Annotated in this window: 10 protein-coding genes; 7 read left to right on the forward strand and 3 right to left on the reverse strand. The window is 47.6% G+C overall.

Annotation, left to right across the window (positions count from 1 at the left end; genetic code table 11):
- Positions 1–190: 190 nt before the first annotated feature.
- Positions 191–3,541 carry a maltose alpha-D-glucosyltransferase gene (gene treS / locus H3H32_RS26770; protein WP_182464488.1) on the reverse strand — a complete coding sequence of 1,117 codons (3,351 nt, stop codon included), beginning with the start codon at positions 3,539–3,541 and terminating at the stop codon, positions 191–193.
- Between the two features lie 427 nt (positions 3,542–3,968).
- Between treS and H3H32_RS26775 the strand changes: the two genes are divergently transcribed.
- From H3H32_RS26775 to H3H32_RS26785, 3 genes are all read left to right on the forward strand, one after another.
- Positions 3,969–4,445: an SgcJ/EcaC family oxidoreductase gene (locus H3H32_RS26775; RefSeq protein ID WP_182458814.1), complete on the forward strand. Its 477-nt coding sequence runs from the start codon at positions 3,969–3,971 to the stop codon at positions 4,443–4,445.
- A 187-nt stretch (positions 4,446–4,632) separates the two neighbouring features.
- Entirely contained in the window at positions 4,633–5,208 is a 576-nt protein-coding gene (locus H3H32_RS26780; protein WP_182458815.1) for a cupin domain-containing protein, read from the forward strand.
- Between the two features lie 351 nt (positions 5,209–5,559).
- Complete coding sequence (locus H3H32_RS26785; protein ID WP_182458816.1) at positions 5,560–7,776, forward strand: bifunctional alpha,alpha-trehalose-phosphate synthase (UDP-forming)/trehalose-phosphatase; 2,217 nt, start codon at positions 5,560–5,562, stop codon at positions 7,774–7,776.
- A gap of 107 nt (positions 7,777–7,883) precedes the next feature.
- Here the strand turns inward: H3H32_RS26785 and H3H32_RS26790 are convergent, their stop codons facing one another.
- Complete coding sequence (locus H3H32_RS26790; protein ID WP_182458817.1) at positions 7,884–8,093, reverse strand: hypothetical protein; 210 nt, start codon at positions 8,091–8,093, stop codon at positions 7,884–7,886.
- 291 nt (positions 8,094–8,384) lie between these two features.
- On the opposite strand from H3H32_RS26790, the gene H3H32_RS26795 reads away from it, so the two are divergent.
- The 3 genes from H3H32_RS26795 (at position 8,385) to H3H32_RS26805 (ending at position 10,739) form a co-directional block, all read left to right on the forward strand.
- Entirely contained in the window at positions 8,385–9,062 is a 678-nt protein-coding gene (locus tag H3H32_RS26795) for a response regulator transcription factor (RefSeq protein ID WP_182458818.1), read from the forward strand.
- Complete coding sequence (locus tag H3H32_RS26800) at positions 9,062–10,426, forward strand: sensor histidine kinase (protein ID WP_182458819.1); 1,365 nt, start codon at positions 9,062–9,064, stop codon at positions 10,424–10,426. The genes H3H32_RS26795 and H3H32_RS26800 overlap by 1 nt, the downstream gene beginning before the upstream one ends.
- 64 nt (positions 10,427–10,490) lie before the next feature.
- A complete protein-coding gene (locus H3H32_RS26805) occupies positions 10,491–10,739 on the forward strand; it encodes a hypothetical protein (RefSeq protein WP_182458820.1) in 249 nt (82 codons plus the stop codon).
- A gap of 19 nt (positions 10,740–10,758) precedes the next feature.
- On the opposite strand, the gene H3H32_RS26810 is transcribed toward H3H32_RS26805, so the two are convergent.
- A complete protein-coding gene (locus H3H32_RS26810; RefSeq protein ID WP_182458821.1) occupies positions 10,759–12,153 on the reverse strand; it encodes a TIGR00341 family protein in 1,395 nt (464 codons plus the stop codon).
- A gap of 93 nt (positions 12,154–12,246) precedes the next feature.
- Between H3H32_RS26810 and H3H32_RS26815 the strand changes: the two genes are divergently transcribed.
- Complete coding sequence (locus tag H3H32_RS26815) at positions 12,247–13,503, forward strand: cation:proton antiporter (RefSeq protein WP_182458822.1); 1,257 nt, start codon at positions 12,247–12,249, stop codon at positions 13,501–13,503.
- The last annotated feature ends 2 nt before the right edge of the window (positions 13,504–13,505 follow it).

Below are 13,505 nucleotides of genomic sequence, written 5' to 3' on the forward strand. Positions count from 1 at the left end.
CAGCCAGATTCCGGGTAACAACGTATGCTTTTTTTTCGAGACCTGCTGGCTCCAGTTTGGAGTCAGGCTAAACAAAAAGAAGATAGGGGGTAAAATCAGTTTTATTGGTAGTTTCATACTTCGTTTTCATCGGTCAGGCCTATTCAGATACGCCCTATCCGGGAGATAGGGCGTATCTCTTCGGTCATACTTACACCTCTTCCGGTTCAAGAACAATCGGGACAGGTGCTTTGACAATGGATTTAATAAGCTGCAAGGGAACACGCACCCAATCGGGACGGTGATTGAGTTCCTGATTCAAATCGGTAATGGCTTTTTCGAGCAGGTACGTTTCCAGCATCATTTGCCGATCGTCCGGGTCGGTTGGGATAAACGAACTCCCCTGAACCGTTTCCAGATACGCATGCATAAAGAAACCACTCATATAATGCGCCCAGAACTCGGCGTAGGGTAGAATACGACCCAGATCATCATCCGTTACCTGATTGGTCCGCAAAAAACCTTCGTATCCTACGTAATAAAAAGAGCGAATCATGGCCGCAACATCGCGCAGGGGCGACCGTTTCAGCCGTCGTTCACTATAACTTCGGGTCGGATCGCCACCAAAATCCTGGATGGCAATATCTTTGCCCGTGAGCAGAATTTTTTCCAACTGCAAATCGCCGTGGATTCGAATTTTGCTGGTGTCCAGCCTTTTGCTGTATATCCGCTTCAGCAGGCTCAGTACGTCCTCCTTTCGGCCCAGCATCTGCTCAACCTCCGCTCGTACATCGTCAGGAAGACGTTGTAGATTCCGTTGCTGGCTCTGATAGCTTTCGCGCACCAACGACTGTAAACCCGAAAACAGTGACCGCTGATAATGCAGGGAGAATTCTTCCGGGGCAAAATCCGGATGCGTACGATCAGAAGCCAGTGCCCGGTGCATCTGCCCGATACGGGTACCCAGCAGCCGGGCCTGTTCAGCACCCCGTGGGCCGATCAACTCCTGTGTTTCAATGGGTAAGTCGGTAAGGGCAAGGGGTTGACTCAAGGTTCCGCGTGGGCTATCAACCGCCGTCGCTAACTGGAGCTGATTGCGGGCCAGAACACGCTCGATAAAGTTGTTGATCCGTTCCAGTACGTACGTTTTTCCGTCTCCATGCCGGGCAACCAGTTCCTGCATCACGCCCAACAGGATGGGCTCACCACCCGAAAACATGTCTATGGCTCCGGCAAATTTTGGAACATAAGGAAAATCAGCGTTTTCGGACAGGAAACGAGTCAGTTCCGTATCGGGATTGATGACCATATCAACCTTCCGATAGAATTTCAGCAGGAAACAGTGGTCGTAGGTGATGGCTGCGTAATGATGGCTGGACGTAGCCAATTTTGATTTTATAGCGCTGTGTTCCCGAACGTAACTGGCCAGCGCCGGTGTACACTGAAATGCCAGATTCCCTTCTTTATGCCTGCTTTTTTCAGTCATTTTGTTAAGAAGCGCCTGCTGAACTTCAGGTAGATACAACCCATCGCAAAGAATACCCGACTCATGGCCAAGCGCCAGATTCGCCAGTATAGCCTGTGGGTAATCGTGGGTAAGCCTGGCAACCTGTGACGCACCGGCAAAGGCAACGATTAGCTGGAAGATTTCGGGCAAATCCCGTTCATACGTTACCTCAAGTAATAGTATATAGGCCGAGCCGACCGGGAGCAGAAGCGGGGCATGATTCAGAATAGAGAGGCTCCGCATGGGCTGCTTTTTCTCGCTAAACCAGTCCGTTCGGCGTAAATAATCCGGCAAAACCTTTGTTTCCAGTTGTTCGCGGGTGCCCTTGTTCAAAATCTGTCCCCATAGTGCTACATTGATTGTCGGCAACTGGAAAGCAGGGATTATGTCCGTACGTTTTTTTTCCAGCACGAACCATTGATAATCGTGGGGTGCCAATGTAAAAAAATACGTTTCATTTTCAGAAACAACGGGAAACGAATGTTGACTGAACGCTTCAACCGGTACGTAGCCACTAAACCCAGCTAACTCAATCTGGGCGGGCTGCGAAAACTTCGAGAGGTTAATGACGATCAGGAGGGTTTCGTCGGCATAGGTTCGCGTAAAAGCCAGCACTTTGGGGTTTTCGACAGGCAGAAAGTTCAGGTCGCCCCGGCCAAAGGCTTTGTGTTTTTTGCGCAGTGTAATCATCCGCTTCATGAACCAGAATAACGACGATGTATTCTGTCGCTGGGTTTCTACGTTGACCGATTCATAATGATACTCCGGGTCGAGGATAGTGGGTAGGTATAGCTTGTGGGGATTCGCCGTTGAGAACCCCGCATTCCGATCCGGCGACCATTGCATGGGGGTTCGTACGCCATCACGGTCCCCCAGGTAGACATTGTCGCCCATCCCGATTTCGTCGCCGTAGTAAATAACAGGTGTGCCCGGCAACGAAAACAGCAGGCTGTTCATCAGTTCGATTTTCTTCCGGTTGTTTCCTAGTAATGGGGCCAGTCGGTGCCGAATACCCAGATTGATTTTGGCTTTCGGGTCTTTAGCGTACGTTTTATACATGTAATCCCGCTCTTCGTCGGTAACCATTTCGAGGGTCAGTTCATCGTGGTTACGCAGGAAAATAGCCCATTGGCAATTGCCGGGAATAGTGGGTGTCTGGTCAAAAATATCGGTAATTGGGTACCGGTCTTCCATCTGAAGCGACATAAACAGGCGGGGCATTACCGGAAAATGGTAGTTCATGTGGCATTCATCACCCTCGCCAAAGTACGACGCTGAATCTTCGGGCCACATGTTGGCCTCGGCCAGAAAGACAACACCGGGAAAATGATCGTCAACGTGTTTCCGCAGCGTTTTCAGAAAGGCATGGGTTTCGGGCAGGTTTTCGCCGTTGGTTCCTTCCCGTTCAAACAGATACGGAACGGCGTCCAGCCGAAACCCATCCACACCAAGCTCGCACCAGTAGTCGATCATCTTGACTACTTCTTCCTGGACCAGTGGGTTGTCGTAATTCAGATCGGGCTGGTGATGAAAAAAGCGGTGCCAGTAATACTGCTGCGCTTCATGATCCCAGGTCCAGTTAGATTTCTCGAAATCCTGAAAAATAATCCGAACGTCTTTGTATTGGGTTGGGTCGTCAGTCCAGACGTAGTAATCCCGTTCGGGTGTTCCTTTGGGTGCTCTTCGGGCACGTTGAAACCAGGGGTGCTGATCGGAGGAGTGATTAATCACCAGCTCGGTAATGACTTTCAGGTTGCGCTGGTGGGCTTCATTGAGCAGGGTTTTAAACTGTTCGATATCGCCATACGACTTGTTGATGGTGTAATAATCCGCAATATCGTAGCCATCATCGCGCAGGGGTGACGGATAGAACGGCAGCAGCCAGATGGCGGTAACGCCCAACTCCTGTAAGTAATCTAGTTTTTCGAGCAGGCCCTGAAAATCACCGATTCCATCGCCGTTGCCATCGCGAAAGGCTTTGATGTGTAATTCGTAAATAATAGCGTCTTTATACCAGAGAAGATTATCGGATAGGTCCATATTAGTAGTTGGCATCATGTGTGTCTGATTAAGGTTCATTTTTACATGCCCGTAGCCCGTATGCAAAAAAGGCATGAAACGGTTCTGGCTTATCAGGCTAATCCATTGAGATGGGCTGACGTTTCGGCAAGTTGATGGATCAGACTAAGAATGGGCTTACAATCTGATTAGAAATTGCTTAGAGGTAGTGAGGTCGCTCTTTACCCAACCTAGTCAGTAGAAGCAAATTGAGTATACCGGTTACAGTTTGGTATACAGGAAAGTAAGTTATTTAATGATTAGACCTATGGGTGGGCAGTTATTGGGTATACAACAGCACATATCCATCGAAAGGTGGGGCAATTAACCTATACCCTTGAATAAAAAGAGAACAGTATGGTAGACAGACAAGAGTAACTTGGTCTCATCCATCTTACTAATAAAAATATACCTTCATTTTATCATGAAAAAGATAGTATTGGCCCTAATCGCCCTTTTGGGCTTATTCGCTCACTTAGCTAGTGCCCAAAAGGACAACCAGACACTAACCCAGGAAGCCATCAAATCAGTCATTACCAACTATGAACAGGCGTGGAACCGCCATGATGCTAAAGCCTTAGCCGAGCAATACCATACGGATGCCACCTGGGTCAACTGGTTTGGTGCCTATTATAAGGGCCGCGCTGAGATTGAAAAGCACTATCAAACCACCCATTCGACCTATTTCAAATCGACTCAGTTTACCACCCGTTCCATTGAGGACATAACCTTCCTCAAACCGGATATGGCCCTGGTTCATGTCCGCACGGATCTAACTGGAGATGAACGCTATCCGGGCCAGACCTTCCGGTTTCGACGAACGATCCTCTTAACCAACAAAGAGGGCAGTTGGCGCATATTCGCAGGCCAAAACGCTAAGCTTAACGAAGGGATAGACTAAGCTTTACTAAGCAAACTAGATATAGATTTCAATTTGCTTATCATAATGACGTGGCTGTTACAAAAGTCAGTATCAGTTACTAATTCCCGTCTTGATTGACCGTAGGCTAAACAGCTTACCATCGGTGTTGCAACTACTCGTTTATTCGTAGGAATGACCTAATCTTGATAATAAAACCTGAACTGATATGAAACGAAATAACTTTCTGAAAGCCGGTTTGGCAACAGTTGCCTTTCTGGCTTCTCCTTTCCTATGGGCAGCAGAGACCCTAAAAAATTACCGTGTTGACAAAGGATTTAAAGTCGATTCGGGGAAAGACCGATTTAATCATGCCATTTCCCTTTTTGATGGGGATACTTTTATGACGACAGTATCCACTAAAGATACCAATGGGGATCTGTACGTTTATGAATCCAGCCGTGTTAAAGAAGGAGGACCTGCTCTTCACACTCACTTTGATCAGGATGAAATGTGGTATGTGCTGGAAGGAGAATTTTTAATTAAGGTGGGTGATGTAATCCACCAGGCAAAGGCGGGTGATACTGTGTTTGGCCCGCGAAACGTACCGCATTGTTTTGCCAAAGTGGGCTCGGGTGATGGCCGGTTATTGATGACGTTCCAGCCAGCGGGTAAAATGGAAGCGTTTTTCCAAAAGGTAAGCGAAGGAGCCCTCAAAACGATGAGTGAAGCCGAACAGGACAAGTTTCGGGAGGAACATGGATTTAAACGAGTAGGTCCGCCAATCAATCAGTTAAAAAAGTAGCGTTAATTGCTAGTGCTCGTCCAAAATAGATTCTATTGTTTCTACTAGATTCTTTTGATACTAGATGCCTGATTATCAGAATCGATAGAATCTACAGAAACTATAGAATCTAAATTGGAAAAGTACTAGTAAGGCTCAGTAATTGTCCTTTATGTATTGACCTCTTTTTCGACCCTTTACGAAATTCCATTTTTATTCCCTTACACAACTCTTTTTTGCAAATCCATTTCTCGGTCTTTTCCACCTGATTAGGCTCTTCTAAGGAGTTTCTAAGATTTGTTTAAGCCCCCTCTAAGTCGTTGATGCGTCATTTGTTAGTCTACACTGAGCGTTCAGTAGCGCATCAACACCATGAAAACGTTTAATTCCTCGTTTAATCGATTACTGATAGTTTCCTATCGCCTACCGTTTACGATACAACAAACGGATCAAGGTCCAGAACTGCTACAGAATTCAGGTGGTCTGGTTTCAGCCGTGTTGTCAATGGCTGAACAGATGGGCCAGAATCAGAGAAAATCAGCCACCAAAATTCACTGGATCGGGCACGGCGATTCGTCCCTTCAACAACTCGACTCCTCTGCCCTGGAAAATGATACGTTTGTGGCGCATCCGGTTTTTATGGATGAGGCTGTGCATAAAGGCTTTTATGAAGGATTTAGCAATGATTTGATCTGGCCATTATTCCATTATTTCCCTTCCTATGCCTCCTTTAAAGAACACGATTTTGATTGTTATCAACAGGCAAATACGCGTTTTCTGGAAGAATTAACCGCGCTGGTCGAACCCGGCGATTTCGTCTGGATTCACGATTTTCAATTGATGTTACTGCCCGATTTACTCCGACAGGCCATGCCGGAAACGTCGATTGGCTACTTCTTTCATATCCCTTTTCCTACTTACGAGATTATAAAACTGCTCCCCCGAACCTGGCGGCAAGCACTCATTCAGGGTGTATTGGGAGCCGATGTCGTGGGGTTTCACACCACCGACTATGTTCAGCATTTCTTGCAGAGTGTATCAGAAGTGCTGGACTTACCCATTATTGGGCAGCGCATCGTTTTGCCCGACCGCTCAATTCGCGTCAACGCCTTTCCCATCAGCATTGATTTTAATAAATTCAATAAAAGCGGGCAGGAAACGGAGGTTTTTGCCACCCAGCAACACTACAAAAATCTGCTCCGGCATAACAAAATCATCTTTTCGGTTGACCGACTTGATTACACCAAAGGCATTACCTCCCGATTACAGGGTTACGAACGATTTTTGATCCAGAATCCGGATTGGCATGATCAGGTGACCTTCGTAATGACGGTGGTGCCATCGCGAGATAAGATTGGACAGTATCAGGAACTTAAACGAGAGATTGAAGAAACGGTTGGGCGCATCAACGGTCTGTTTGGCACCATCGGCTGGCGACCCATCGTGTATTCGTACCGGTCGCTGACCTTTACAGAGCTGCTGGCCTTGTACACCGCCTGCGACATTGCTCTGATTACGCCCATTCGCGATGGCATGAATCTGGTTTGTAAGGAATTTGTCGCCAGTCGACACGACCTCAAAGGGGTGTTGATTTTAAGCGAATTAGCCGGGGCAGCTCAGGAACTACGTGATGCCATCATTATCAATCCAACCGACACCCAGGAAGTGGCCGATGCCATTAAACAGGCATTACTCATGCCCGCGGCCGAACAGGAAAAGCGTTTAGGGCACATGCGAAAGCACCTGCAAAATCACAATGTTTTCCGGTGGAGCCATGATTTTTTTACTGCATTCAACGATATGATAACCAGCCCAACCGATTTAGAAACAGATTTGCCCATTCAGCCATTCATGACCGCCTTTAGCGACGCAAGAAAGCGACTACTCTTAGTTGATTTCGACGGAACACTGGCCCCTATTGTGAATGACCCCGCCGATGCCCGGCCTTCCGATTCTTTACAAACGATACTTGTCCAGTTAGCCGAAAGCAGTGACGTAGTGGTCATTAGCGGTCGTAATCGGTCGTTTCTGGAAAAGACCTTTACCCGTATTCCCGTTCATCTGGTAGCGGAGCACGGAGCTTTTCTGAAAAAACCGGATCAGCCCTGGCAGCGACTCGACTTATCGGCTGATGACTGGGTCGAACCGGTTCGCTTAACCATGGATCATTTTGTGGATCGTTTTCCGGGTTCATTTATTGAGGGTAAAGAAACGGCCATTGCCTGGCATTACCGAATGGCCGAGAGCGAGGAGGTAGAAGGGCAGGCTATTGACCTGGCCACCCAACTCCGGCGAGTGGCATCCTCCATACCCTTAACCGTTATTCAGGGCAACAAAGTGGTGGAAGTGAAACCCGCTCAACACAGCAAAGGAACGGTAGCCCAAACGATTGCCGAGCAAAAGCCGTATGACTTTATCATCAGCATTGGCGATGATACCACCGACGAAGATATGTTTCGGCAGCTGCCCAACTGGGCTTACACCCTGAAAGTGGGTTCGGGCGTATCGTTTGCCCGGTATCGGCTAGCCCGGCAACAGGACGTAGAAGCGCTGTTACAACGAATGAATGATGTCTTGGTTGAAGCCTGATTCCTTACCTACCGTACATCAAAAAAAGCCAGTGTTTCGTTAGACTGGCTTTTACGTTGACTGATCGGTATGTTTTCTGACTCCTTGTGGATGATCAGTTCACTAGTTTATCTGTTACTGGAGACTTCCTCTTTTTTAACCGTTTCTTCGGCTCCTTCAGCTTGATTTTCTTTTTCTTTTAACTGTCGGAGTAAATGTTCGTAATAAGGCGGTAATTTGTCCGTATTGGACGATTTAACGCCATACCAGGCACTGGTCAAATAACTTAGCACGCCTAGTACAAGAATTATACTGACAATAATAAAAAACGTCATCATCCTGGTTCGGGTTTATGGTGGAGCGCGCGGGCTTACTTTTTCATGACCATTGACCCGCCCCAATCAGTGAGAACGTGGGCGTAGGGGCCAATGGCATGAATAAGCGCTTATACACGCTTAATTCAGGCAACCTATAGTCAAGTGATAAGGAGGAACTTAACGAAACCTTAGAATTTGATTAGAACCAAAACAATAGGCTGATTATGTGCTTACTTACCTGTGAACATGGTTCACTTTTCATTGAAATAAGCCGACTTATAATCAAGCAAAATACCTTTAGCTTTACTACGTATGAAACTACTGGTCGTTGAAGACGAGCCCAAAACGTTACAGGCAATCCAGCAGGGACTGGAGGAAAGTCAGTTCGAAGTCGACATCGCCTACGACGGGCTGATTGCCAAACGACTGGCCCTGAAAAATAACTATGCCGCCATTATTACTGATTTGATTTTACCCGGTTTGAATGGGTATGAACTCTGCCGACAGTTACGGGCCGAGGGGTTAACCACTCCCATTCTGATGCTGACCGCCCTGGGCGAAACCGACGATAAAATTTCGGGCTTCGATGCCGGGGCCGATCAATACCTGACCAAACCCTTTCAGTTTGCCGAATTGCTAGCCCGCGTGCGATCCCTTACCAAGCGGGGTACGCAGGTGTCGCTGACTGCCCAAACCCTGCGGTATGGGGGTATTGAGATGAATCTGGATGCTAAAACCGTCACGCGCGATGAGCAACCGATTGAGCTAACCGCCCGTGAATTTGCCTTGCTGGAATTTCTCATGCGCAATCAGGGCCGTGTGCTATCGAAACCAGCCATTGCTGAACATGTCTGGGATTTGAATTTCGATACGGGCACCAACGTCGTGGAGGTCTACATTAATTACCTTCGTAAAAAGATCGATCGAAACTTCCCGACCAAGCTGATCCATACGCATTTCGGCATGGGGTATATGTTTAAAGAAGAGTAATGACGATTCGCAAACGACTCACCTTACGCTTTACAAGCCTGGTATCCAGTATTTTACTACTGGCGTTTGTGAGTATCTATGCCTTCTGCTGGTATTTTATTTCCTCCGATTTTTACCGGCGACTCGACCGAAAAGCCAATACAACGGGGGATATGCTCATCCGCCATCGGCTGGACGCTAAACTCATTCAGCAATTGGGCCGAATCCGGAAAGATCAGTTGCCGAATCAAAAAATCATGGTGTTCGATGGCCGGGATTCGCTCATTTTTCTTACCAACGAAAGTCTGCTTATAACGATACCGAAATCTGTGCTGGCTGATATTCGGCAGACTAAACAAAAGGATTTTCAGCAAGGTGGGTACTATCTGTCGGGTACCCGATTCATGACGGCTTCGGGGCAGTACGTGGTCATTGCCAGCGCTGAAAATAGCTACGGGGATGAATTTTTACGGCGTCTTCTGTGGGCTTTAACGGGTTTATTTGTCCTGATTGCCGGTATGACTGCCTTCTCAGGCTGGTTTTTTGCGGGCGATGCGCTGCAACCCATGCAGCAGATTGACCAGATTGTCAGTGATATATTTCCGCGGAATCGGGATGAACGCTTAGTCGTTACTAAAGACGATGATGAAATCAGTCGATTGTCGGCCACGATTAACCGATTGCTGGACCGGGTAGCGGAGTCCTTTCGGTTGCAGCGGATGTTTGTGGCCAACGTATCCCACGAACTGAAAAACCCACTCACTCAAATCAGTTCACAACTGGAAGTCAGTTTGTTAAATCAGCGGGAACCAGACGCTTACCGGCAAACGATTCGGTCCGTCCTGGATGACGTAGGCGACCTGGCGGCCCTCACCCACGAATTACTGCAACTCTCGCAGGTCAACCAGGAGGATGCCATTGGGCTACTCACCGATACGGTGCGGATGGACGAAATCGTATGGGATATCCGCGACCAGGTGACGGCCATTAATCCCCGTTATCAGGTCAACATAGAACTGGGTGCGTTGCCTGATGATCCTGACCAGCTAGCCGTTCAGGGCAATAAAACCTTACTGGCCACGGCGCTAAAAAACCTGACGGAAAATGCCTGCAAATTTTCTGACGACGGACAGGCGCTGATCCACGTAAATTTTGACCCCGCCAGTCTGAACATTAGTATTCAGAATACCGGCCAGTCTATTCCAACCGCCGACCTGCCCTATATTTTTGAACCCTTCTATCGGAGCCGACAAACGGCCGATGTGCGCGGCTACGGTGTCGGCTTATCGCTCGTTGAGCGGATCATTCGCCTGCATCAAGGGCAGATCAGCGTTAGCTCTATGCCTGGCCAGCCGACGCTATTTACGATCAAGTTGCCACGGTAAGTACGTCTTTTCTAAGCAGATTCTAAGGAGTTTATCAGTTAATCTTAAGTCGCTCAGGGCATCTTTGGCAACTAAGAAACCTGCCAGGCAATATAAACTGACCGACATGATGACTACTGAAAGCCAAACGCTTACCTATACCCCGTTCTTTCCCCCAGCGCCTGTTAGTAAGGCGGAAAGACGCACTAAATCAAGGTATTTTTACGATGAGAAGCCCCCCAAACCAGACTGGCTAATCTTGTTGATCAGTGCGTTAGTACTCCTGACCTTACTGATTGCCTGGGTGGTTGATATTCCCAATCTATTGCATTAACAGCGCGACATCCGTTACGCTATTCAACCAGCAGTTTTATCTTTTTGCTTTTTGTCCGGCTTTGCAGCCAGCGCTCAATCCTTTGTTTTTCGCCCACTGTATGACGGCGCGAAAAACGGGCATACACCAGCATAACCGTATCGGGTTTGTTACTGGTCGCATTCAAAACCAGCGATCTTGCAGCGGTAAAGGTTTGTACATCAGGCATCAGTGTCTTGAGTTCGTTTCGCAGATCGGCCACTGGGAGCCGCGACGTTTGCGTCAGGTCAATGTAGCGACGCAGCGAGTCAATGATGTGGTCTTTACGGGCAATGGATGACTGACTGTATTTAATGACCTGATCGGTAACTGTATTCTTCAGGGCATCCACATCAATTTCGGTATCCTTAAAACTTCCTTGTTTAACGATCAGGTTGGCATTGCCCAGGCCGTAAGCAGGCATTTTGGAACGTAGTAAGTTGATCGAGTCTTTGGGTAGCGGCTCGCCCACTAGTGAGAGTTCTAGTGTACTCTGCTGACGATTGAATCGAGCTGCGTACTGAATAACTTGTCGGTACTGAAAGTTACATTCCGTTGCAACAAATCGCTTTGCAGATTCTTCAAATATGGTTTTGCGAACAATTTGATAGCCAAGATAGCTACTGGGTACCACCACAATGATTACAGCGAACCAGATCGTATGCCGAACGCGCTGTTCAACCTCAGGCGTAGGGTATTGTTTCTGATGGTAACCCAAAAATCGGACGATCAGGAATGTGGCTATACTGATGCATATCGCATTGATGAGGAACAGGTAAAATGCGCCCGCGAAATAATATAGATTACCGGTAGCTAATCCGTAGCCTGCTGTACATAAGGGAGGCATCAGAGCGGTGGCGATGGCTACACCGGGAATAACATTGCTCACTTTCTCCCGTCGCGAACCGGCAACAATACCAGCTAGTCCTCCCAGAAAGGCCACAAGTGCATCCCAGACGGTGGGCGATGTACGAGCTAACAATTCAGATTGAGCCAGGTGCAGAGGACTTACGAAAAAATAGAGCGTGGAAGTTAACAAACTAATAAATACAGCCAGACCTAAGTTCTTTAACGCGCGTTGGATCATCGTCAAGTCATTGATACCAACGCCTAGGCCAATACCCATAATAGGGCCCATTAAAGGAGAGATAAGAAAAGCCCCAGTAATAACAGCTGGAGAGTTGATATTGAGGCCAATAGAGGCAATGAATATGGCAAAAATTAGTGTCCACAAATTAATGCCCCGAAACTCGATTCCTCGACTAATAGCCTGTATGACATCCGTTTCGTCTTCTTTATCTTCTTCCAGGCTAAACCGCTCACGCAGAAAGGAGCTGAAGTGAGTTAAGGGGTTGGATTTATTAAATCGGGGTTCATTTTGGTCGTCTACAGTCATTCTTTATGCATGCGGTTACTAGTCACTAACACAAAACAAGATGCGGTTTTAATGGAAAGTTAATGTAATCTTGCTCAATTCCACTACTCAATTATGGATCTATTTACCCTCATTACTTTACTTATTGTTGCTTCGGCAGTGTTTGCCTACCTGAACACAAAACTGCTTAAACTTCCTGATGCCATTGGCATTATGGTTTGCTCGCTGGGCTTCTCTGTCCTGTTACTTGGCCTGAACTCAATTTATCCTGACCAGTTAGCCTCTGTTCGTCAGACTGTTGCCGGCATTAACTTTGGTAAAGCGCTTTTCGATGTGATGTTAAGCTTCCTGCTTTTTGCCGGCGCTTTCCATACCGATTCTGCCAAGCTGAATGTTGAACGACGCTCGGTTATGCTGTTTGCTTTTGTGGGGGTCTTACTAAGTACCTTTCTGGTTGGTTCAGGTCTTTATTTATTGACCAGACATCTCGACCTGGCTTTGTCATTCCCGCTTTGCCTGTTGTTTGGGGCTTTAATTTCACCCACCGATCCAATCGCCGTATTAGGCATCTTGTCTAAGTTCAAACTACCCGACAGCGTCAAGCTCAATATTGTGGGCGAATCACTCTTTAATGATGGCGTAGGGGTTGTCGTGTTTGCTTCTATTTATCGAATTGTCCTCAACGGAGCCGACAGTGTAAGTGCTGGAGAGATCGCCTTGCTGTTTCTCGAAGAAGCCGGTGGCGGTATAGTATTTGGCCTTGCTTTAGGGTACGGGATGTTCCTGGTTTTACGTTCGATCAACCACTATCAGACCGAAGTGATTGTCACGGTAGCCGGGGTTATGGGTGGGTACTTACTTGCTCAGAAACTTCATATTTCGGGCCCATTGGCGATGGTGGTCACCGGTCTTATGGTGGGTGGACATAGCCGTCGGCAGGACGCCATGAGTCAACTCACCGAGGAGTACGTCGACAAATTCTGGGAGCTGGTTGATGGGATTCTAAATGCCTTACTTTTTGTGCTTATTGGCGTTGAGCTGCTACTGATTGATTTTCAGATAACACAATGGTCCATTTATTTACTAGTCGTGCTCCTGGTCCTGATAGCCCGGTATGTAGCCATTCTCATTCCCTTTACGCTGGCTCATCGCTGGCTGGACCTCGACAGGAATGCCCCTGTTATGCTGACCTGGGGTGGGCTACGGGGAGGGCTGTCCATTGCGATGGCGCTGTCCATTGATGGCTCCTTACCACAGAAAGAGTTCATTGTGACGATTACGTATGCAGTCGTTTTGTTTTCCGTAATTGTACAGGGATTGACCATGGAGCGGCTCATTCGGCGGCTGTACCCACCTGATAATAAAGGTTAGTG

The organism is Spirosoma foliorum, from assembly GCF_014117325.1.
Taxonomy (GTDB): domain Bacteria; phylum Bacteroidota; class Bacteroidia; order Cytophagales; family Spirosomataceae; genus Spirosoma; species Spirosoma foliorum.

What these genes read in the sequence shown, in the direction of transcription:
- H3H32_RS26780 (WP_182458815.1), top strand. Translation starts at nt 4,633, where the DNA reads ATGAAACGAAATAACTTTCTGAAAGCCGGTTTGGCAACAGTTGCCTTT.
- treS (WP_182464488.1), bottom strand. Translation starts at nt 3,541, where the DNA reads ATGCCAACTACTAATATGGACCTATCCGATAATCTTCTCTGGTATAAA.
- H3H32_RS26775 (WP_182458814.1), top strand. Translation starts at nt 3,969, where the DNA reads ATGAAAAAGATAGTATTGGCCCTAATCGCCCTTTTGGGCTTATTCGCT.
- H3H32_RS26800 (WP_182458819.1), top strand. Translation starts at nt 9,062, where the DNA reads ATGACGATTCGCAAACGACTCACCTTACGCTTTACAAGCCTGGTATCC.
- H3H32_RS26795 (WP_182458818.1), top strand. Translation starts at nt 8,385, where the DNA reads ATGAAACTACTGGTCGTTGAAGACGAGCCCAAAACGTTACAGGCAATC.
- H3H32_RS26810 (WP_182458821.1), bottom strand. Translation starts at nt 12,153, where the DNA reads ATGACTGTAGACGACCAAAATGAACCCCGATTTAATAAATCCAACCCC.
- H3H32_RS26790 (WP_182458817.1), bottom strand. Translation starts at nt 8,093, where the DNA reads ATGATGACGTTTTTTATTATTGTCAGTATAATTCTTGTACTAGGCGTG.
- H3H32_RS26785 (WP_182458816.1), top strand. Translation starts at nt 5,560, where the DNA reads ATGAAAACGTTTAATTCCTCGTTTAATCGATTACTGATAGTTTCCTAT.
- H3H32_RS26815 (WP_182458822.1), top strand. Translation starts at nt 12,247, where the DNA reads ATGGATCTATTTACCCTCATTACTTTACTTATTGTTGCTTCGGCAGTG.